This window comes from Parageobacillus sp. KH3-4, assembly GCF_022846435.1.
Classification (GTDB): domain Bacteria; phylum Bacillota; class Bacilli; order Bacillales; family Anoxybacillaceae; genus Parageobacillus; species Parageobacillus thermoglucosidasius_A.
The window spans coordinates 3,544,005-3,565,370 of the sequence record NZ_AP025627.1 but is presented as its reverse complement, the minus strand read 5'-3'; the positions used below and the strand labels follow the sequence as shown (position 1 = coordinate 3,565,370).

The window sequence follows — 21,366 nt, the reverse complement described above, 5'->3', positions numbered from 1 at the left end:
GACGAAAAATAGTGTATAGTTTTAATTGGAGGAGATTACATTGACAACATTTACGCATTTTAATGAGCAAGGTCGCGCAAAAATGGTCGATATTACAGAAAAGGAAGACACAGTTCGTGTAGCAGTGGCGCGGACGAGCGTGACCGTCAATAAAGAAATTTACGAAAAAATGACGAACCACGCTATTGAAAAAGGGGATGTGCTTGCTGTTGCGCAAATAGCTGGCGTTATGGCGGCAAAAAAGACGCCGGATTTAATTCCGATGTGCCATCCTCTTATGTTAAAAGGAGTCGACATCCAGTTTGCTTGGCATGTCGAGGAAGAAAAAGCGTTATATGAGCTGGTGATTACCGTAACAGTCAAAACGAAAGGAAGTACAGGAGTAGAGATGGAAGCGCTAACGGCTGCTTCTGTTTGTGCACTGACGGTTTATGATATGTGTAAGGCGTTAGATAAAGGAATGGTCATTGGTCCAACCTATTTAGTGGAAAAAAAAGGTGGGAAATCAGGCCATTATCAACGAGAAAAAAGTCATGCTGGGGGATTTGTGAATGAGCAATGAACAACCAAAAATTCCGCAAGCAACTGCAAAACGTTTGCCATTGTATTACCGCTTTTTAAAAAATTTACATGCTTCAGGAAAACAACGGGTTTCTTCCGCGGAGTTGAGTGAGGCAGTGAAGGTCGACTCTGCGACAATTCGCCGCGATTTTTCTTATTTCGGTGCGCTTGGCAAAAAAGGATACGGATATAATGTCAATTATTTATTGTCTTTTTTTCGCAAGACGCTTGATCAAGATGAGATTACCGAAGTGGCGCTATTCGGCGTTGGAAACTTAGGGACGGCGTTTTTAAATTATAATTTTTCGAAAAACAACAACACAAAAATTGTGATGGCATTTGACGTAGATGAAAAGAAAATAGGGAAAGAAGTTGGCGGTGTGCCTGTATATCATTTGGACGAGCTGGAAACCCGTCTTCACGAGGGCATTCCTGTCGCGATTTTGACTGTTCCGGCCCACGTAGCGCAATGGATTACCGATCGTCTTGTTCAAAAAGGAATTAAAGGAATTTTAAACTTTACGCCAGCCCGTTTGAACGTGCCGAAGCATATTCGCGTCCACCATATTGATTTGGCGGTTGAACTGCAATCGCTAGTCTATTTCTTGAAAAATTATCCAGCCGAATAAAGGAGAGAATGAAAAGTGAAATATTTGTTAATTGTGCTTGTTATTTTATTATTGTTTGGAACAAAAAAACTCCCGGAGTTGGGCAAGTCGCTCGGCCAATCGCTGCGTGAGTTTAAAGATGCGACAAAAGGGCTGGCGGATGAGGATGAAAAAAAACAAGATCAATTATGATTTGTTAGGATGATTGAAATATGGACGATAAAGAAATGTCGGTGTATGAACACCTAGGAGAATTGCGAAAACGGCTTATTATCGTTGTTGTGTTTTTTATCATCGCGCTTGTCGCCAGCTTTTTTTTCGTGGAGCCCGTCATTTTGTATTTGCAGCAGACGGATGAAGCGAAAGAATTGACGATGAACGCCTTTCGTCTGACAGACCCGATAAAAATTTATTTTCAATTTGCGTTTGTCATTGCGTTTATTCTGACCGCCCCGGTTCTCCTTTATCAAATTTGGGCGTTTGTCAGTCCCGGGCTGTATGAAAAAGAACGAAGAGTTACGTTAAGTTACATCCCGATTTCGATTTTTCTCTTTTTAGCCGGCGTTAGCTTTGCGTATTTCGTCCTATTTCCTTTTGTTGTTCGCTTTATGAAAAATTTGGCAGAACGTCTTGGCATTCATCAAGTTATCGGTGTTAATGAATATTTTCAATTTTTACTTCATCTTGTCTTACCGTTTGGGATCGTATTTCAGCTACCGGTCGTTGTGATGTTTTTAACAAGGCTTGGCTTGATTACACCGATGTTGTTAGTGAAGGTGCGCAAATATGCATATTTAGCCTTATTGATTTTGGCGGCGGTTATTACGCCGCCGGACGTGCTGTCACAAGTCATTGTCATGATTCCGCTTTCGATTTTATATGAAATTAGCATTTGGATTTCGAAAATGGCTTATCGAAAAGTGTTATTGGCGCAGAAGGAACAAGAAAACCTCCCGTGATGCGCGGGAGGTTTATTTTTTAAAGTAGAGCACCAATAAGCGAATTGCGGTGCCAAAATCGAGCGTAGCCAGTATTGCAAGAACGATCGTGAAAAAATTCCAAATGGTTTCATCGGCGCTTTGAATCGACAAGTAAGTAAATAGTATGCCCATAAGGAAATAGAAAAGCGCGAATTGCAATGGTGACCCTTTCATCATACTAAAAGCCTCCAAATAATGAATTGTATATGTTCTGTTTGCCGCATCATTTTTTCAATATCATCGGCAAATATCGTCTGTACGAATACGACGAACGTATTCATGGTGACATGGGCAAAAATCGGAACGAAAATGCGTTTTGTCTTCGCGTAGAGAAACGCGAAAGTGAATCCCATTGTCGCATACAATAGCAGATGTTCAAGTTCCATATGGACGATGGCAAATAAAAGCGAACTAACTAGCGCGGAAATGAAAAAGTTATATTTTTGATATAGCGTTCCGAAAATAATTTTGCGGAAAATAATTTCTTCTAAAATTGGCCCAATGATGGAAGTGACAACCATCAATAATGGTGTGACCTGAATGATATCGACAATTCGTTTTGTATTTTCTGAACCAGGCTCGATACCGAGCAAGCGCCATTCAATATTGGCGGCAATGCTTTGAGCGAACAACGACAAAAAGAAGCCGCCGACAGCCCACATCCATGCTGTTGATAACGGAACACCATAACGGGTGTGCCGCTGTTTTATATCCTCGCGCAAGAAAAAGAGGATGAGGAGAAAAGCAATGGAAAAGCTGATCACTGCCCAATAGCCAGAGGCGATCTCCGCCGCGACAAAGTCATTTTTTGCATGTTTTCCGACACCGAGAAAATGCAACAACGGGACTCCTACGAGACCTGATAGCTGCATGATGACGTACGTAATAATGACATACCAATAGCGCCGTTTCAACGAAACTTACCCCTTTACTGATAAAATAATGATACTTTCCGTATTGTAGCATATCTTTTATAAAAAATGACAAAAAAGAATCGACTGTTGTTGTTTAGATTTTGTGGAAATATGAAATAATTTAAGGGGAAGAAACGAGAAAAAACATGTTATTTTTTTGTATTTCCTACTTGCAAAAAAAAGAGAAGTTCATTAATATTATAAGTGTGTTAGCACTCGACATCGACGAGTGCTAATAAGAACGGCGAAAATTATGTTAAGGAGGTTGTTTTCCGTGTTAAAGCCATTAGGTGATCGCGTTGTCATTGAAATCGTTGAAACGGAAGAAAAAACTGCAAGCGGTATCGTATTGCCAGATACTGCGAAAGAAAAACCACAAGAAGGTAAAGTTGTTGCCGTTGGAAAAGGACGCGTGCTTGACAACGGTCAACGTGTAGCTCCAGAAGTGGAAGTTGGCGATCGCATTATCTTTTCGAAATATGCGGGTACAGAAGTGAAATATGACGGCAAAGAATACTTAATTTTGCGTGAAAGCGATATTTTGGCTGTTATTGGTTAATATACAGCGTTGATAACATAGATATGCAAAAAATACTTAACGATTTCATTTTATAAGGAGGTAACGGGGTATGGCAAAAGAAATTAAATTCAGCGAAGAAGCTCGTCGCGCGATGTTGCGCGGTGTGGACAAACTAGCTGATGCAGTAAAAGTAACGTTAGGTCCAAAAGGCCGTAACGTTGTGTTAGAGAAAAAATTCGGTTCTCCATTAATCACTAACGACGGTGTAACAATCGCGAAAGAAATCGAATTAGAAGACCCATTTGAAAACATGGGTGCGAAGCTTGTTGCTGAAGTTGCAAGCAAAACGAACGATGTTGCTGGGGACGGTACAACAACAGCGACAGTTCTTGCGCAAGCAATGATTCGCGAAGGATTGAAAAACGTTACAGCTGGCGCAAACCCAATGGGAATCCGCAAAGGTATTGAAAAAGCAGTTGCTGTAGCGGTAGAAGAATTAAAAGCAATCTCCAAACCAATCCAAGGAAAAGAATCGATCGCGCAAGTTGCGGCTATTTCTGCGGCTGACGAAGAAGTTGGTCAATTAATCGCAGAAGCAATGGAACGCGTCGGCAACGACGGTGTTATCACATTAGAAGAATCGAAAGGTTTCACAACAGAATTAGATGTTGTCGAAGGTATGCAATTTGACCGCGGTTATGCGTCTCCATACATGATCACAGATACGGAAAAAATGGAAGCAGTGCTTGAAAATCCATATATCTTAATCACTGACAAAAAAATCTCGAACATTCAAGACCTCTTGCCTATCTTAGAACAAGTGGTTCAACAAGGCAAACCATTGTTAATCATCGCGGAAGACGTCGAAGGCGAAGCGCTTGCGACATTAGTTGTAAACAAACTTCGCGGTACATTCACTGCGGTAGCGGTAAAAGCGCCTGGCTTCGGTGATCGCCGTAAAGCAATGTTGGAAGACATCGCGATCTTAACTGGCGGTGAAGTCATCTCCGAAGAACTAGGACGCGAATTAAAATCGACAACAATCGCATCGCTTGGCCGCGCTTCGAAAGTTGTTGTAACGAAAGAAAATACGACAATCGTAGAAGGCGCTGGCGATTCTGACCGCATTAAAGCTCGCATCAACCAAATCCGTGCGCAATTAGAAGAAACTACTTCTGAATTTGACCGCGAAAAATTACAAGAACGTCTAGCAAAACTAGCTGGCGGTGTAGCGGTCATCAAAGTTGGTGCGGCGACAGAAACAGAATTGAAAGAACGCAAATTGCGCATTGAAGACGCGCTCAACTCTACTCGTGCGGCTGTCGAAGAAGGTATTGTAGCCGGCGGTGGTACGGCATTAATGAACGTATATAGCAAAGTTGCTGCGATTGAAGCAGAAGGCGACGAAGCAACTGGTGTGAAAATCGTTCTTCGCGCAATCGAAGAACCAGTTCGCCAAATCGCGCAAAACGCTGGTTTGGAAGGATCTGTCATTGTTGAACGCTTAAAAACAGAAAAACCTGGCATCGGCTTCAACGCTGCTACTGGCGAATGGGTAAACATGATCGAAGCTGGTATCGTTGACCCAACAAAAGTAACTCGTTCCGCTCTGCAAAACGCAGCTTCTGTTGCCGCTATGTTCTTAACAACTGAAGCAGTTGTCGCTGACAAACCAGAAGAAAACAAAGGCGGCAACAACGGAATGCCTGACATGGGCGGGATGATGTAAGGCTTTTGAGTCTTTCATCGGGAGAAATAGCTACGGCTATTTCTCCCTCCATTTTAAGAAGTAGTCATGTAAATAATTTATATCAACAGCAATAACCACTTCCTATAAAACATTTAGGGAGTGGTTTTTTGTTGTTAAAATTCGCTTATCAAGACTTTTTGGATGACAGACGCTTCAAGAACACGACTAAAACGAATATCAAAAATTATGAAATGACTTTAGGGAAATTTGTGGACTATTGCATTGAGAACGAAGTGGTAAACGCTGAGGATATTACTTACAGTCATGTGAGGCAATATCTTTTAAAATGTCAAGAAAAAGGTGATAAAGCTGGAACCATCAACACCAAATTGCTGAGGATTCGAGCATTTTTGAATTATTTAGTTGAATGTGGAGTCATTAAAACTAACCCTGCCAAGAAAATTAAACCACAAAAAGAAGACGTTAAGATTGAGGTTTTCAGCGATGAACAAATTAATCAAATGTTAAACTTTTACAGGCGTATCAGACGGCGAGAAAAAAGTTATGTTGCTTATCGAGATTACATGATTATTGTAACAATTCTTGGCACAGGGATAAGACGAGGTGAAATTATCAACCCTCAATGGTCTGACATTGATTTTGTAAATAAATCAATATCGGTGTTCGGAAAGAGCAGAAGAAAGGAAACTATTCCTATTACAGATAAGTTGGCAAAAGAACTGGCGGCATATCAAACCTTCTGTAAACAATATTGGGGAAATTTAAGCGATTATGTTTTTGTGAAACGGGATAACACTCAAATGACTGATAATTCATTGATGTTAGTTTTCAAATATCTGGGGCAAAAAATGAATTTTAAAGATATACGGGTTTCCGCTCACACATTCCGCCACACTTTTTGCCATCGTCTTGCCATGTCTGGTATGAGTGCCTTTGCAATTCAAAAGCTTATGCGACACCGAAATATTGCGGTTACTATGAAGTATGTTGCAATGTGGGGCAACGAATTGCGAGAGCAAAATGATAAGTATAATCCGCTAAATTCATTAGATATTTAAGGAATTTAAGAATCAATAAGCATTCTACCTTACTGTATATAATAAAGTGGGAGAGCAGTTGTATGACTGTTCTCTTTCTTTGTTTATGGAGCGTAAAGTTTGTTGAATTTTACTCCCATATCCATATGGAATAAAAATACAATATTATGTCGAAAGTTGAAGAAAAATTTTTTATTACTATTTTAAAAAAATTAATTAGACATATATATCTATTTTTAGTTTTTCTCGTTCTCTTTTTTATATTTCAAGAAAACAATTCTTTTCAATGCTGAGTTAGTGAGCCATTTCCGCAGTAAAGGTTCAATCCACTATAATCGATGTTAAAAAAGGAGGTATTGTCAATGAAAAAATATACACATTCAAAAGGTTTTAATGTCACATCTTTAGAAGGTGTAACAGGAGTATACATGTTCCGTGAGGAATGTGGTGACATTGTATATGTCGGCTCATGTCGGGGCGATTTTAAGAATAGGCTTAACTCTCATTACTATCACCCTAGTCAAAAACTTACTGATGATGTGCGTTACTGTATGTCCTTATAGTAGAACCACATATGGATTCAGTTCTTCATGTATTAGAACACCTTTTGATATGGTATTTTAACCCATCAAAGAATGATGCATTATGGTTTTTCGGTGGTAGTGAAGAAGATGTGAAGAGGATAGCTAAGGAAAACAATCTTCATATACGAGGTTCTATAGAGGAGTTTCTACTCTCATTTGAATGTGTACTCATTGAAAGAGAGTGGGATGATAATTTTGAATATAAACGATATGGAGAACAGGAGCAAATAGATTCCAAAAAGGTGCGTTGTACTGGAACTCTTGACTGTCTCTGTTTTCGCTGTCTTGTAAAGGCTAATAGCACTGGGTAGAAAAGGAGTTAATCCTTATGATAAATGACACTTGCCGTTTATACAAAACTTGCAAGATTTGTGGTCAGACAAAATGGTATAAGAGCTTTACATCAAAAGGAGGGGAAAAAGAAGGTCGTACTGTAAATCCTGTAAAAATCGCAAAGATAAAATAAAGATGCCACCTACACAATATTCTTATGACCCAAGTTTATTAAATAAGTCAGATATCGAAGTTCGTGTTAAATTGCCATCAAAGAAAAGGATTAAATACAAAGTTTCATATGAACAAGCAGTATTAATGGTAGAAGAGGGTGTAGCAGGAATAGTTCATGAAACCCTTATCCATAAGTTATATGACAAACAGACATTTCGCCAAATGATTCTTGAAAGAGATAATTATACTTGTCAATATTGTGGAGAGTACGGAGACACTATCGACCATATTATCCCTAAATCAAAAGGTGGCATATCGAGTTTTAAAAATTGTATTTGTGCTTGCAAAAGATGTAATACAAAGAAAGGCGACCTTTCCCCAGAGGAATACCTTTATTATTACGAACCAATAGCGGGGAGAGGGATGCTGCAAAATCAACAATTAGAGCAAAAAATACATTATATCCAACAGCTATTAGAAACAATAAATGAGCAAACTATTTACGACCAATATCGGGTTAGAAAGACTAAGGCAGAGCAAATTCTTCAGAAGATTGAACAATTAGAACGTAGAATAAAACAGATAAAAGAAAACATAGAGGAGGTTTGTGGTTTAAAAATTGCTCCTTAGGTGATACGGACAATTCAGTGTATTATTTTAGTAAACATATTCCATATTCAACAAGCACTATTTGACGTTTAGGGGGATATATTAAAAATGAAGAACTACGGAGAAGAACTTGCATATTGGTATTTACGTTTTAATGGTTTTTTTGTATTAGATAACTTTGTCTACCATCGAACACCGCACAATTGGAATGGTGATGCAGATTTACTTGCTATTCGATTACCACATGTTAAAGAACCAATAGGTGGTAATATAGATGACTGGGATGAGAAGTTGTTTAGTTATCTAAAGAACTATGATGTGTTAGGAGTTCTATGCGAAGTAAAAACAGGACCAGGAGCAGACCTTACGAGAGCTTTTGAACATCAAAAAGTGAAATATGCTCTTAATAGAATAGGCTTTTCAAAATTCGAGGTAAAAGAAATGCTTTCCGCAAATGATAATTACTTTATATTGCAATGTAATAGAAAACAATTTTTGAAGCTTGTTGTTTCAGAACATAAGGTCCAAAATACAGATACTTTCTTAACCTTTTCGCTCGAACATATAGAGGACTTTATTTATAGAAGGATAGATACTTATATACGACAAAAGTATAGTGCTAGACACTTTTTTCCTTCTTCTTTAATACAATACATGATGTATAGAAAAGATAAAGAGAAAAGGTATAGAATAGATAGCGATGAATAAATAAAAGATAGAATGAAAAAAGTATTCATCACTTGTTTAATATACTTCATAAAGATGTCTTAATTTGACTCTAGAGTCAAAAGTTAAATAGTTAAAACGATGTTTGAATAGCAATACAATTTATGGCTACTTTATCATTAAAATTTAGGAGCGAGTGTTTCAAAAACTATACATTCTATTAAAGATGGAATTGATACATCTATCACAATGGGGCAATTTTTATTCCATATGTTTGGAACTATTGCAGAGATGGAACGATAAGTAGTCAATGAACGGGTGTAGACTGAGTGGCTTTATCCAAAGCAAGAGGACGAGAAGGCAGTAGAAAGGCCTTATAGGAGTTCTGAAATATTTAGATGTTGTACAACTTGTTATGTTTGTTGGGGAATGAAGTTATATCCATTACAAAACTTTATTTGCAATCACCGAACGATGTAATAATTGTTGAAATGGCTATAAAAACAAGTCCTTTAATTGACTATATAAATTAAGAATAAGTTTAGAACTTGAAAGAGATGAGGGCTCTCATCTCTTTTTGTTTATATAGGGGAGCTAATTTCCACATTTTATGCTCCTCTTGTTACGAAAATAGGAGGTAGTACGTTAACTCACACGCTACAGTGTAAAAAATGTCCGATGCGAGACGGATATTTGGTGCTTTTCATCCAATAAAAATACCTCAAACAATAAGTATTTTTAAAGTAAATCTCGAAACGTGTATACATCGTTTGCTTATGACTTTAATCACTATGATGTTAGTCTAAAAAGTGGACACAGAGAACAGAGAGATTATAATAAACTTAATTACAATCGGTTCGAGGTGTCCAATCATGAAAAAGAGAACATTTGATCAAGAATACAAGATTCAAGCCGTTGAGTTATGCTTGGAGGGGGACAAGTCCATCGCCCAAGTGGCAAAAGAATTAGGATTGGCATACAACACTCTTCACCGTTGGGTCAAAGAATACAAAGAAAGCAATGGCACAAGCTTTGTAGGTTCAGGAAACATCAAGCCACAAAATCAAGAAATCATCGAATTGCGCCGTCGCAATCAAGAGCTGGAAGAGGAATTAGCGATTTTAAAAAAGGCGTTAGGCATCTTCACCAGAAACCAGAAGTAATTTACGCGTTCATTTTTCAACATCGAAATGAATTTCTTGTTGTGAAGATGTGCCAAGTTCTCGGTGTTTCTAAAAGTGGATATTATGCATGGCTGAAACGCCCAAAAAGCAACCAAAAAGAGAAAAAAGAACAACTGACCCAACAGATTCGGAACGAGTATCTCAAGTCACGCAAGATTTACGGAAGTCCGAAAATTACGCAAGAACTACGCAAACAAGGAATTCGTGTGTCTCAAAAGACAGTCGCTCGTATCATGAGCGAAGAAGGATTGAGATCAATTACGGTGCGTAAATACAAGGCAACGACCAATAGTAATCACCCTTACAACGTGTATGCGAATCTGTTGGAACAGAATTTCCAAGCAACGGCTCCAAATGAAGTATGGATGGCCGATATCACGTACATTCCTACTGATGAAGGATGGTTGTATTTAGCGAGCATCATGGATTTATATACACGAAAGATCGTAGGTTGGTATATCGATACACGAATGACCAAAGAGTTAGTCATCAAAGCCTTACAACGAGCGTTAAACAACGAGAAACCAACAGGAAGAGTGATTCACCACTCGGATCGTGGAAGCCAGTATGCGTCGAATGGTTATCAACAACTGTTACAAGAGCATCATTTCCAAGTCAGTATGTCGAGACGTGGGAACTGTTACGACAACGCTTGTATGGAGTCGTTTCATAGCTTAATCAAGAAAGAATGCATCTATCCCAATCGATTCCGTACGCGAAAAGAAGCGAAACAAGCCATTTTTGAGTACATCGAATGCTTCTACAACCGAAAAAGGAGTCATTCCGCTCTTGAATATGTATCGCCATGTGAATTTGAGGCTGCTTACTACGCTAACCAGAGAAAAGTAGCTGCCTAAGTTCAGCTATTTCTCTCTGTTTAACGTGTCCATTTTCTTGACATAATACCAAAATTGAAGACATGCTAATGAAAATAGAAAATCAGTGTTCCAAAATAATTAACACAATTATAAGAACTTCAAGAATTCCTCCCAAAGATAGCGAGGACTATCATTTACTCTTATTATTCTTATTACTAAGTGAAGCACGAAATTTAAAAACTGCTGATTCTATAGATAACTTCATAAACAGACAAATAAAAATCATCGCAAAGATGGATGAACGTATTAATGTTCCAGATGATATTATTGACAAAATGACCATTTCAATGACCATTCCAAATTTAAACCCAATAAAGGCTTCATTAGAATTATATCCTATACTACTTGATTTAGGTTGCGTTCTGTTGTTAAGTAAGAATGACAGACAGTTTATAACATCAGACAATCCGTTAGTAAGATATAATCAAATGTATGTTCAAAGAAATTATACTCTTAGAGGATACGGATTAGGAAATATGGGGATTCAATTATTTTTCCCAATCTCACCTAAAATGTGTATTTGTCTATTTGACCATATTCTTTATGATTATACAGCAAATGAGGACGGAATTATTGAAATACATAATGGAAAGCAAATAGATGAAATTAACAAATTATTTTACTTAAATTCGTATGCTTATTTGTTTTTCAATGAAAATGTTAAAGAATCTTATATAAATAGGTTAATAAGGAGTTGTAACAAACACTCAATTTCGCAATTAGACAAAGAAATACAAGTTTTAGGGGACAAATACAATAAGTTGATTGCCTATTCTCCTAGAAAAGTGACCGAAAGAATAAAATTATCTTTCTTTAAAATTCGTAAAGAATTTATTAAGATGCCTTTACCCGTGCATATGGGTGGACCTATGAGACCTTATGCTAAAAAATTTACGTTAGAGACGAAATAATAATCCTAACTTAAGATATTACAAGCAACTGTATCACAATTAACTCCCATGGAAGAACGAATTAACTTCCATCATCTGTGGTGAAGCTCGCTTCATAGTTGGCTAACGGGCAGAAAAGGTTGAAGAAGCAAGGAATTCATTCTCTTAAATCAAATAATATTAGTTAAAACGTGAGATTAAACAAAAGGGAAAGGGTATGGGGAAATGGTTGTTCTTGAAACACAAAGGTTGATATTAAGACAGTATAGGGATGAAGATATTACTTCTCTACATAATATTTTTTCTGACCCAGAAACAATGAAGTTTTATCCAGCCCCTTTCAGCATTCAGCAAACTCAAGACTGGATTAAACGAAATCAAGATAGATATCGGAATGATGGTTATGGATTATGGGCTGTTTGTTTGAAGGAAACGAATGAATTTATCGGGGATTGTGGTCTTGTTAAACAAAAAATAAATGACAATATAGAAGTGGAGATTGGATACCACATTCATAAAAAATATTGGTCAAAGGGGTTCGCAACAGAAGCAGCCAAAGCGTGCAAGGAATATGCGTTTGATACATTGGGTTTAAATAAGCTGATAAGCATTATTGACCCAAAAAATATTCCATCCATTCGTGTGGCAGAGAAGATTGGTTTCACTAAGGAAAAAGAAGTATTTATTTTCGGTAAGAACCATTATATATACTCGGGGGTTAAAGAAAGTAACTAAGGGTTATTGAACTAAGGATGCGATAGTTAAATAAAATATGTACAAAAAAAGCTGCCTTATCATCATAAGGTGGCTTTTCATTTGGTCGAAAATTAACAATTAATGATAACAACAGAGCCTAAACAAAAGGTAAATTGTATTGAGCAAAAAATAGATAAAATATTATCAGAAAGAAAATAGAAAAGTGTAACCAAGGGGGGGCCACAAACGGAAGCATTACTTCAACAAGCAGAAAGTAATGCTTTTTTTGTTGAGGGTTTGATTATTCTAATTTCTATAAGTGGCTTTTGACGAATGTTTCACTTGCCATCTTGAGAAGAACAACAAATAACATTATTCAAATTCTTTCATAAAAAAGGTGGCTAAAATTACTAAATTTTTATGTTAAAATGGTTTCAATTAGTTAGGAGAGGTGATTTTAGTTGAATAAAGCAGAGCAGAGTACAAAATTAGATTTAGAATGAATCATTTTTATTGGCAGAACGTTTGAAGAGTATATGGACATGTTTTCTCTTTCGGTAGAAGAGTTGAAGGGAAAGAAAATACTGGACTGCCCAGCAGGGGCATGTTCGTTTGCGGCATTAGGTAACAAATTAGGATTAGACGTAACCGCATGTGATATCGCCTATTATCATTCGGTGGAAGACCTTGAACTTAAAGGTTTGCAAGACATTGAACATGCGATGGAACAAATGGAAAAAGCGAAAAATAATTATGTTTGGGATTATTTTAAAGATGTAGAAGGTCTCAAAAAACATCGTTTGAGTGCTTTAAAAGATTGTGTTAGCGATATGAGGGAATCGGGCGAACGATATATTCCTGTTACCTTACCTTTTTTACCGTTTAAGGATGCGGAATTTGATGTTATTCTTTCGGTACATTTTCTATTTATGTATGCTGACTGATTAGATTATCCATTTCATATAGCGACGCTAAATGAGTTATTAAGGGTTTCTAAAGAGGAAATTCGGATTTTCCCTTTAGTGGATTTAGAAGGAAAACGATATGAGCATTTGGATAATTTAGTAAATTACCTCACAGAAAATGGATGTACGGTCGAAGAGGTTAAAGTTCCATATGAATTTCAGAAAAATGCTAATTCGATGTTAAAAATAAAAAAAGGGTAACAGAAAGGACGGCGTTCAGCGTCGTCCTTTTTCTGTTAAATAAACCTTGTTGAAACTAGCGGCCGGCTTTACTTGAAGATGGAACGCATATTTTATTCATTTCCCAAAGTGCTTTAAAAACGAAAGCTCTTCGGATTATGTAATTATTTATAATTTTGAGCAAAAGCTTATTTCACTATAAGAATCCCATATTTAGAAAAGGGATAATAGCATAGATTGTTGAATTCTGTAAGATAGGGGGTGGATATATGTTACAAAAGTTGTTGCTGACAGGAAAAAGAATATCTCTGCGGACACCAACGCACGATGATTTGCCAATTTTGTATAACCTGATATATGGTGTGGAGAATCCAGAATGGAAAAAGTACGATGCTCCTTATTATCCACTTGAATTTTGTACCTTTGAAGAGTTTTCTAAGAAAATGGAAGAAAGAATGAACTTTACGGATGTACCAAGCCAAATGATTATTGAATATCAAGGTCAAATTGTAGGTATGGTTAGCTATTATTGGGAAGACAAACGTACACGATGGCTTGAAATTGGAATTGTCATATATTCTCCTGAACATTGGAATGGTGGATTTGGAACGGAAGCATTATCTTTATGGATTGACTATCTCTTTGAAAATCTAACCATTGAGAGAGTGGGGTTGACGACTTGGTCTGGAAATCCACGAATGATAAGATGTGCGGAAAAATTGGGAATGCGATTAGAAGGGAGAATGAGAAAATGCCGCTACTATAATGGCGAATACTATGATTCCATTCGGATGGGTATTCTTCGTGAGGAATGGAATGAGTTTAAAAAGAATAATCCCTTATTCAATTCCCATGGAAGAACGAATTAACTTCCATTATCTGTGGTGCCGCGAAGCGATGCATGGGTGGCTAACGGGGGAGTTCAGTAGAATAAGATTCTGGGTGGTATATGCTAAACTGAGTAGAATGATACGGAAGGTGTGAACGTTACGAAATGGATATTAGAAAATCCACCGATAGTGAACTTAAACAAATTATGGCACGTTCTCCACAAGCCATGTTTGAAGGAACATTGGGTAAAGTAAAACCGACTGGCGAGAAAATTAAGCAACTTGTAGAACCACTCTTAAAGAAAGGATGTTATTATTTAATCGCAACAGAAGACGATAAATTAATGGGCTGGATTTTGATTGGGGAAAACAAAGACCAATTTACTGATAAAAGGATTGGATTTATATATGAACTTTTTGTTCTAGAAGAATTCAGAGGAAAAGGGGTTTCTAAACAGTTACTGAGTAGTGCTATTGACCGTTTAAAACAAGAAGGATACCCTGAAGTTCGACTTAGTGTATTTGTGGGAAACCCTGCTATTAAACTTTATGAGAAAATGGGTTTTCATTCAAGAAACATTACTATGAGTTTACCATTGTAAAAGATAATGAGGCTGAACCCATCCTTTCAACTCCCATGGAAGAACGAATTAACTTTCATCATCTGTGGTGAAGATTGCTTTAAGATGGCTAACAGGCAGTTAAATCAAAGAAGGCATATAGAAGCTAATCAGCATTATCCAAAATTTTGGGGGGATTTTTGTGATTCGATTGGCAAATGCGGGAGATGCACATTTGATTCATCAAATTATGGTTTTAGCCTTTGAGGAATATAGGAATATGGATGTTCCATCAAGCGCACTTAATGAAACTGTAAGCTCCATTGAAGAGTCATTAAAAAACGGCTCCGAAAAAGCCCTGCTTTGCTTTAGGGATGGAGTTCCAGTTGGTTCTGTGAGGTTTAAAACAGATAAGAATTCTCTTTATTTCTTCCGTCTCTCTGTTTGTCCTGAAGCAAGGGGAAAAGGAATAGCAAAGTCTATGCTATCGTGGCTTGAAAATTATGCAAAAGAATATGGAAAGACAGAAATATGGTGTAGAGTTCGAATGTCCCTTCCACAGAATATACAGTTATATAAATCAGTTGGGTACATTATTTGTAAGGAAGAAGTTGTAACAAATCCTAATGGTTTTCCAGTAAAAACCGTAGTCATGAAAAAGGAAATTTAATCTAACTAACGAAGCAGTTTAGTTGAACAAGAAAGAAGGTAATATCGGACTTATATAGAAAAGGTATTATATTAATTATCTACTAAGTGGTGGTCTTAATGGAAAGTAATATACCTAACAAAATACATATTATTGGCTCGGTGGGAAGTGGAAAAACAACATTAGCAAGAACCCTATCGTCTAAGCTAAATATTCCGTTCTACGAATTAGATAACGTTGTTTGGAAAAGGTGTAAATCTGGGGATATAAGAAGAAGTGAAGAAGAAAGAGACGAATATCTGAATAATATAATTAATTCTGATGCTTGGATTGTAGAAGGTGTTCATCATAAGTGGGTACTTCCAAGTTTTCAGAATGCAGAATTGATTATATTTTTAGATACAGACTATTCTAAAAGGACATTTAGAATTATAAAGAGATTTATTTTGCAAAAAATTGGGCTTGAAAAAGCAAACTATAAACCAACTTTTAAAATATTTATGAAGATGTTTGAGTGGAATTATTATTTTGAGAACGAAAGTAAACCAGAAATATTAAATATGTTAAGCCAATACAATGACAAGTTGATAATTCTAAAGGATAACACCGAGATTAAAAAATACTTTAACTCCCATGGAAGAACGAATTAACTTCCATAAATGTGGTGCCGTAAAATGTGGTATGGGTGGATAAGGGGTGCGATACTTCGACAAGGAGTATCGCTTTTTCCTTATTGTGCTAACGGATGTAGGAAGGTACGACAACAGCAGCGGTTCTGCAAAAGGGTTATACTAGTTAACGAGGTGAATAACTTGAAGCGTACTATTATAAAATTCTTAATGTACTTTTTTGCTTTTTTCATCGGTAACCTTATTTTGAACGCAGTTTTTAAGGATGATTTGAATATAGGAACGGCATTTTCTGTTGTATTAGGGTTCTCCATGGGTTTGGCATTTATAGGATATTTTGTTGAAAAGAAAATGAACAAAAAAATGGAGAATAAATATGATAGACGGTCAGAATTGCTCGTGGTGGCTTTTTAAGAGGTTCTATCCCCTCTTCTCCCTTCCACTTTGCATAGGATTGAGTCTGAGGGTCATTATGTAATTCCTGCTGCGAATCAGTGTATTAGTTCCCTTTATTGTTTGTTACAATAAGCTATAGATTGTTAGTCAACAATAGTTAATTATCCAAGAAGGAGTTATCAGAACATTGAATAAGAATGGTAATAATAGTTCATTCAATGAAATGAATTTTTTAGAAAAGATAATTGTTGTTACAGCATTAACATTACTTGTAATTCTTTCGGTTGCTTTTATTATTGGTAGCATTTTCTTTGGGATTACAGGTTTTTTGAATTTATTTGGAGTGAAGTACGAATCTTTTTCTTCACTTTTACTGTTTGTTCTGTTTTTCTTCCTTATTGGATTTATACTTGATTTTATTTCAATTGCTTTCATTAGGTTTGCAACACAGAATTTAAGAGGTAAATATAAATCATTTTTCACAAGGATGATGATTGACTGCACATTTTCTTGGCTATCATTTCATACGGCAGATGAAATGATTAGTGGTATTACTATTCCATTTACGACTGAAATACTTGCTGTTTTATTATTTTTTTTGATTGAAATTGCTTTTGAGGATACAGAAAAAAGGAAATTGAAAAGAGGGCGATAACTTTAAACCCTTACCTATTCTTAAGCAGAAACGCTTTTTTTTGTGCTAACGAACAGGTTAGTGAAAGCATAGCGAGTGTGAGTCCTACACATACGCTTCACACGCTCAGAATGGCTCATAGAGGCGTTTAAAAGTTCTCCCTAAACTTCCCCCTTTAAATAAGTTATGCTTAGGAGTGAATCTGAGAGTATTCTGAAAGCCTGCTGTAGAGTTCCGTGTTAATGTGTGGGTTTGATATAGAACCACTCTCATCCACACACGCATTCGGTAAAATGTCCGACACGACTCAAATAATGGATAAGCTAAGAAGCATTTAGTGAGTTAAAGTGTGAGTAATATCCTAATGAATATCGAAAGCAATTACATAAATGAAAATAAGTCCGTTCTTTATCCGATTGAATAGGATTTTTCAAACTATTCTCGAGACGAGTAATTCCCGCTCCTGTCTTTCAACATATCCCCCCAACGTAACTATCGTCCTATGTTCGAGATGACTAAAGGTGACAAAACTTAATAGTATTGGCACCATTTTTACAGTCTAGTGTCACTTTAGGAGTTATTTTGCATCTATTTTAAGCGTTATTTTGCACTATAAGTAAATATAAAAAATCCCAATTTCTCAGCATTACAATGAGAAATTGGGCTTTTATCGTTACTCTGAAAAAGCGCCCGATATGAGCTTTCATTAGTGGGTATAGCTTAAAAAGAACCTCTATCTCATTCCTTTAAATGATTATCAAACGCCTCTTGAACCTTATCCTTCTTGGGTGAAACAATTTTTCCTTTAACCTGCTTTAACGTCGCTACTATAAGAAAGCTAACAATCACTAATAAGAACCATGAACTCACCTTTCCTAGATGAACGAGACTCCATGCATCGGTTTGGTTTGGATATTCCCAAGCTCCAAAGAACGTTGCGATATTTTCGGCTATCCATATAAAAAATCCGATGAGCACAAAAGAAAGTGCGAGTGGCATACGGTAACGAGCTCCATCAACCTCAAATGTGACCCATGATTGCCAAAAGACGATAATTACAAGTCCAGATAACCACCAACGAACGTCAATCCAATAATGGTGGGTGAAAAAATTCAAATAAATCGCAGCTGCAAGAGGTACAACTACCAAAAACGGTGGCCACTTAATCAGTTCAACCTTAAACCTCCTCCACGCCTGGCAAAGATAACTCGCTACACTTGCGTACATGAATCCACTATACAAAGGCACTCCAAAAATTTTGAAATATCCTTCCTCTGGATAAGACCAGGAGCCCATATGTACCTTGAAAAGTTCAAGAGCAAGTCCAATAAGGTGGAACAATGTGATAACCTTTAGTTCATCCCGTGTTTCAAGCCCAGAACGCACCATCCACCACTGCATCAGAAGGCAGATGATGAGCAGCCAGTCATACCGTGGTAGAAAGGGAAGTGGCATGATTTGTGTAAAAGCCAAAGAGGCAAAAATAACGACAGGAAACAAACATGATAGGGCCTGCTCCCAACCAAAACGAACGAGTTGTTTTAGTGCTCTCATGATTTGTGCCTCCAAAGGTTTTTTCTGAATATATGTAAGTCCTGCTTAGTATAGTAGCTAAATAGATTTAGAGTTATGTACATAGGTTCACCGTCGAATAATTTCTTTTATTTTAAAAGGCTATTTAAAGAAGATTTATATCATCTAATGCCTTTTTATTTCCAAAATCTCCAAAAAAAATATGAATGGTTAAATTCATGAGTAACTTCCCTTTTATAAATTTGATTCATTTGATAATGGATATTATTACAGCAATGATAGAAACTCAGAATATCATGGTGGAATAGGAGATTGCCAACGTAAAAATTAAATGTTAACCCTCCTACTACCACCATTTTTGAAAGGATTATTACTTATAAAAAAATGTCAACAATAACATCCTGTAAAATATCCCCACTTTATTATCCTTGAGCGTTTTCGTCACTTTTGTATTCTAAAATATCTCCAGGTTGACAATCTAATGCCTTACATATAGCTTCTAAAGTTGAGAATCTAATAGCTTTTGCCTTTCCATTTTTCAATATAGAAAGATTAGCCATCGTGATTCCAACCCTCTCCGAAAGTTCTGTAAGGCTCATTTTCCTTTTAGCCAACATCACATCAAGATTGATTATAATTGGCATGTTATTCACCTCAGACCGTTAAATCATTTTCTGATTTTATATCGATGGCTTCTTGTAAAAGCCTTTGAAGAACAGCAGCAAAGACTGCAATAATCGTTGAAGCAAAAATAATGCCCAATCCGATTAGCATGATACCTGGGGCGTCTTCTAACTTCGCAGCGATATAGAAGAATGGCAAACCTGGCACATACAAGATACTGATTGTGATTGCACAGTATTTTATATTCTTTAAAGCCTTTACAGATAATTCCGAGAAAGCTTTGTTCTTGTCAATATAACTTAAAAGTTTAAAAGCCTGATACAGAGCGAAGAAAAATGGTATCGCCGATACATACATAACTATTAAAAAGCCATATAGTACATAAGCGAACTCCGAATTACTTTCTGTTGCTTCTTTAGCTAACATAGGCAACCCAAATATACATAAAGCAAGAACTGGAGCTCCGATAATAAAAACAGCTATTTTTAAAAACAATGTTGATCCTTGTTTCATAAAAAGCACCTCACTTATTTATTGTTAATTTGATTTTAATACGCATTTTATCGTTTTACAATAAATTATTATTTATTTTTATTATATTTTTATTGTTTTATAGAAATATCCTTTTAATTTTAGACAAAGATAAAAAGCATTCCTCATTACAAAGAAATACTCTGTAACTTTAAACTATTCAATTTACAACTTGTTCAACTAACCTGTAACGTTAGTTTAAGTACATGAAGCTGCACGGGATAGTTTAGTTATCGGAATCAAGTAAATAAAAAAACTATCTTTTTATATGATATTATCCCTCTTGTGTAGACAGTGTAGAAAAAGGACACACTGCTATACAGGAGGGATTTTTTTGGATAAATCAGATGCAAAATACACAAGCTATAGTTTTGAATTTAAATTACGTGCAGTGACGATGTATTTGAATGAACAATTAGGGTATCGAAAAGTAGCCAAGAGAATGGGGATCAAAGATCCTAAAAGGGTACGCATTTGGGTAAAGAACTATCAACAGTATGGAGAAGAAGGACTAAAAGAACGTAGAGGAAAAACCATTTCCTCTAAACGGGGCCGCCCAAGAAAGAAGCCATTAACAGTAGAAGAAGAAAATCGAAAACTAAAAGCAGAAAATGAATTCTTAAAAAAGCTTATTGCCTTGAAAAGGAGGTGAAAACCAGAGACAAAACCGTCTTCTATTCCATCATTCATGATCTTAGTAGTTCCTATCCTATTTCTTTATTATGTAAGATAGCTTGTGTTTCCAGAAGCGGTTATTATAAGTGGCTGAAACGAAAAAATGTAACCACAGTGAGAGATTTAAGAAATCAAGACATCATGAATTTGATCGTGGAAGCCTATGAAGTATCCAATGGAACTTATGGTTATCCAAGAGCAAAGGCATACATTTTGCGGGAATACGGGTGGAGAATCAATCACAAATGTATTTATCGCTTAATGAAGCTAATGAATCTTCAGGCGAAAATTCGCAGAAAAAAGCAGGCCTACCGAAAAGGTTCGGAAAGAATGAAGGTACCGAACGTATTAAATAGACAATTTACAGCGAGTAAACCGAATGAGAAATGGGTGACAGATATTACTTATCTCCTTTGGGACAACCAGCGTCTATACTTATCCGTTATCTATGATCTCTTTAACAGGGAAGTGATTTCATACCGAATCAGTAAAAGAAATGATGTTCAACTGGTTCTTGATACCTTAGACGAAGCAATAAAAAAACGAGATGTGAATGGAACCATTTTACACAGTGACCAAGGGTTCCAGTACACATCCCATGAATACCACGCAACTCTCAAACAACATGGTATGATTCCAAGTATGTCCAGAAAAGCAAACTGTTTAGACAATGCTTGTATAGAAAACTTTTTTAGCCATCTAAAAACAGAATGTATATATCTTGAGGAATTTCACTCCATGGATGACCTGGAAGCAGCTGTTCATAAATATATGGAGTTTTATAATAATAGGCGCATTCAAAGGAAACTTACATACCTTAGCCCTGTACAATACAGAAAGAAGGTATGTGCATAATACAAGGAATCACGGATGAC

General features: G+C 36.5%; 27 protein-coding genes and 1 pseudogene. 23 read left to right on the top strand and 5 right to left on the bottom strand.

The window, feature by feature from the left end; all coding sequences use genetic code 11:
* Nucleotides 1-40: 40 nt before the first annotated feature.
* Genes moaC through tatC form a run of 4 tightly spaced genes read left to right on the top strand, consistent with a single transcriptional unit; the run spans nucleotide 41 to nucleotide 2,128 of the window.
* Complete coding sequence (gene moaC / locus MWM02_RS18075) at nucleotides 41-562, top strand: cyclic pyranopterin monophosphate synthase MoaC (RefSeq protein ID WP_244402625.1); 522 nt, start codon at nucleotides 41-43, stop codon at nucleotides 560-562.
* Nucleotides 552-1,190, top strand: a complete 639-nt coding sequence (locus MWM02_RS18070; RefSeq protein WP_064551420.1) for a redox-sensing transcriptional repressor Rex — start codon at nucleotides 552-554, stop codon at nucleotides 1,188-1,190. Before moaC ends, MWM02_RS18070 begins: the two co-directional genes overlap by 11 nt.
* 15 nt (nucleotides 1,191-1,205) lie before the next feature.
* Complete coding sequence (tatA, locus tag MWM02_RS18065) at nucleotides 1,206-1,361, top strand: twin-arginine translocase TatA/TatE family subunit (protein ID WP_244402624.1); 156 nt, start codon at nucleotides 1,206-1,208, stop codon at nucleotides 1,359-1,361.
* A 20-nt stretch (nucleotides 1,362-1,381) separates the two neighbouring features.
* Entirely contained in the window at nucleotides 1,382-2,128 is a 747-nt protein-coding gene (gene tatC / locus MWM02_RS18060) for a twin-arginine translocase subunit TatC (protein WP_244402623.1), read from the top strand.
* Nucleotides 2,129-2,140: 12 nt separating this feature from the next.
* Here the strand turns inward: tatC and MWM02_RS18055 are convergent, their stop codons facing one another.
* Together MWM02_RS18055 and MWM02_RS18050 are read right to left on the bottom strand one after the other, a co-directional pair.
* Nucleotides 2,141-2,326 carry a YdiK family protein gene (locus MWM02_RS18055; protein ID WP_064551423.1) on the bottom strand — a complete coding sequence of 62 codons (186 nt, stop codon included), beginning with the start codon at nucleotides 2,324-2,326 and terminating at the stop codon, nucleotides 2,141-2,143.
* Entirely contained in the window at nucleotides 2,323-3,063 is a 741-nt protein-coding gene (locus MWM02_RS18050) for a CPBP family intramembrane glutamic endopeptidase (RefSeq protein ID WP_064551424.1), read from the bottom strand. The genes MWM02_RS18055 and MWM02_RS18050 overlap by 4 nt, the downstream gene beginning before the upstream one ends.
* 274 nt (nucleotides 3,064-3,337) lie before the next feature.
* Between MWM02_RS18050 and groES the strand changes: the two genes are divergently transcribed.
* The 17 genes and pseudogenes from groES to MWM02_RS17970 all read left to right on the top strand — a co-directional run bounded on the left by groES (nucleotide 3,338) and on the right by MWM02_RS17970 (nucleotide 17,149).
* Entirely contained in the window at nucleotides 3,338-3,622 is a 285-nt protein-coding gene (groES, locus tag MWM02_RS18045; protein WP_064551425.1) for a co-chaperone GroES, read from the top strand.
* A gap of 70 nt (nucleotides 3,623-3,692) precedes the next feature.
* A complete protein-coding gene (gene groL, locus MWM02_RS18040; protein ID WP_064551426.1) occupies nucleotides 3,693-5,312 on the top strand; it encodes a chaperonin GroEL in 1,620 nt (539 codons plus the stop codon).
* 128 nt (nucleotides 5,313-5,440) lie between these two features.
* Nucleotides 5,441-6,352, top strand: coding sequence for a tyrosine-type recombinase/integrase (locus MWM02_RS18035; RefSeq protein ID WP_244402622.1), 912 nt, complete (start codon nucleotides 5,441-5,443; stop codon nucleotides 6,350-6,352).
* Nucleotides 6,353-6,693: 341 nt separating this feature from the next.
* Nucleotides 6,694-6,894: a GIY-YIG nuclease family protein gene (locus tag MWM02_RS18030; RefSeq protein ID WP_244402621.1), complete on the top strand. Its 201-nt coding sequence runs from the start codon at nucleotides 6,694-6,696 to the stop codon at nucleotides 6,892-6,894.
* Nucleotides 6,895-7,383: 489 nt separating this feature from the next.
* A complete protein-coding gene (locus MWM02_RS18025) occupies nucleotides 7,384-7,992 on the top strand; it encodes an HNH endonuclease (protein ID WP_244402620.1) in 609 nt (202 codons plus the stop codon).
* A gap of 87 nt (nucleotides 7,993-8,079) precedes the next feature.
* On the top strand, nucleotides 8,080-8,679 hold the full coding sequence (locus tag MWM02_RS18020; protein ID WP_244402619.1) for a hypothetical protein: 600 nt from the start codon (nucleotides 8,080-8,082) through the stop codon (nucleotides 8,677-8,679).
* Nucleotides 8,680-8,847: 168 nt separating this feature from the next.
* On the top strand, nucleotides 8,848-8,940 hold the full coding sequence (locus MWM02_RS19515) for a hypothetical protein (protein ID WP_346015951.1): 93 nt from the start codon (nucleotides 8,848-8,850) through the stop codon (nucleotides 8,938-8,940).
* A 569-nt stretch (nucleotides 8,941-9,509) separates the two neighbouring features.
* Nucleotides 9,510-10,678 (top strand): IS3 family transposase gene (locus MWM02_RS18015; RefSeq protein WP_244402618.1). Its coding sequence is split into 2 segments (ribosomal slippage): nucleotides 9,510-9,777 and nucleotides 9,777-10,678, totalling 1,170 coding nucleotides; the frame shifts between segments, so codons are not numbered across the junction.
* A gap of 53 nt (nucleotides 10,679-10,731) precedes the next feature.
* Complete coding sequence (locus MWM02_RS18010) at nucleotides 10,732-11,610, top strand: DUF4238 domain-containing protein (protein ID WP_256462224.1); 879 nt, start codon at nucleotides 10,732-10,734, stop codon at nucleotides 11,608-11,610.
* Nucleotides 11,611-11,814: 204 nt separating this feature from the next.
* Nucleotides 11,815-12,324, top strand: coding sequence for a GNAT family N-acetyltransferase (locus tag MWM02_RS18005; RefSeq protein ID WP_064551482.1), 510 nt, complete (start codon nucleotides 11,815-11,817; stop codon nucleotides 12,322-12,324).
* A 497-nt stretch (nucleotides 12,325-12,821) separates the two neighbouring features.
* A pseudogene (locus tag MWM02_RS18000) lies at nucleotides 12,822-13,451 on the top strand (class I SAM-dependent methyltransferase).
* Between the two features lie 248 nt (nucleotides 13,452-13,699).
* On the top strand, nucleotides 13,700-14,299 hold the full coding sequence (locus MWM02_RS17995) for a GNAT family N-acetyltransferase (protein WP_244402616.1): 600 nt from the start codon (nucleotides 13,700-13,702) through the stop codon (nucleotides 14,297-14,299).
* Between the two features lie 125 nt (nucleotides 14,300-14,424).
* Nucleotides 14,425-14,862, top strand: a complete 438-nt coding sequence (locus MWM02_RS17990; RefSeq protein WP_042412069.1) for a GNAT family N-acetyltransferase — start codon at nucleotides 14,425-14,427, stop codon at nucleotides 14,860-14,862.
* Nucleotides 14,863-15,022: 160 nt separating this feature from the next.
* Nucleotides 15,023-15,490, top strand: a complete 468-nt coding sequence (locus MWM02_RS17985) for a GNAT family N-acetyltransferase (RefSeq protein ID WP_244402615.1) — start codon at nucleotides 15,023-15,025, stop codon at nucleotides 15,488-15,490.
* 98 nt (nucleotides 15,491-15,588) lie between these two features.
* Nucleotides 15,589-16,119, top strand: coding sequence for an AAA family ATPase (locus MWM02_RS17980; protein ID WP_244402614.1), 531 nt, complete (start codon nucleotides 15,589-15,591; stop codon nucleotides 16,117-16,119).
* A 162-nt stretch (nucleotides 16,120-16,281) separates the two neighbouring features.
* On the top strand, nucleotides 16,282-16,512 hold the full coding sequence (locus tag MWM02_RS17975; protein ID WP_244402613.1) for a hypothetical protein: 231 nt from the start codon (nucleotides 16,282-16,284) through the stop codon (nucleotides 16,510-16,512).
* Between the two features lie 169 nt (nucleotides 16,513-16,681).
* Nucleotides 16,682-17,149, top strand: coding sequence for a YrvL family regulatory protein (locus tag MWM02_RS17970; protein WP_081260262.1), 468 nt, complete (start codon nucleotides 16,682-16,684; stop codon nucleotides 17,147-17,149).
* A 717-nt stretch (nucleotides 17,150-17,866) separates the two neighbouring features.
* Here the strand turns inward: MWM02_RS17970 and MWM02_RS17965 are convergent.
* The 3 genes from MWM02_RS17965 to MWM02_RS17955 form a co-directional block, all read right to left on the bottom strand.
* Nucleotides 17,867-18,682 (bottom strand): DUF817 domain-containing protein, encoded by an 816-nt coding sequence (locus MWM02_RS17965; protein WP_244402612.1) that lies wholly within the window; start codon nucleotides 18,680-18,682, stop codon nucleotides 17,867-17,869.
* A gap of 401 nt (nucleotides 18,683-19,083) precedes the next feature.
* Nucleotides 19,084-19,305: a helix-turn-helix domain-containing protein gene (locus MWM02_RS17960; protein ID WP_064551487.1), complete on the bottom strand. Its 222-nt coding sequence runs from the start codon at nucleotides 19,303-19,305 to the stop codon at nucleotides 19,084-19,086.
* A gap of 10 nt (nucleotides 19,306-19,315) precedes the next feature.
* Nucleotides 19,316-19,798, bottom strand: coding sequence for a DUF2975 domain-containing protein (locus MWM02_RS17955; RefSeq protein WP_064551489.1), 483 nt, complete (start codon nucleotides 19,796-19,798; stop codon nucleotides 19,316-19,318).
* Nucleotides 19,799-20,150: 352 nt separating this feature from the next.
* Between MWM02_RS17955 and MWM02_RS17950 the strand changes: the two genes are divergently transcribed.
* Nucleotides 20,151-20,468: a transposase gene (locus MWM02_RS17950; protein WP_244402447.1), complete on the top strand. Its 318-nt coding sequence runs from the start codon at nucleotides 20,151-20,153 to the stop codon at nucleotides 20,466-20,468.
* Nucleotides 20,465-21,346 carry an IS3 family transposase gene (locus tag MWM02_RS17945; protein ID WP_244402611.1) on the top strand — a complete coding sequence of 294 codons (882 nt, stop codon included), beginning with the start codon at nucleotides 20,465-20,467 and terminating at the stop codon, nucleotides 21,344-21,346. The genes MWM02_RS17950 and MWM02_RS17945 overlap by 4 nt, the downstream gene beginning before the upstream one ends.
* Nucleotides 21,347-21,366 lie beyond the last annotated feature (20 nt).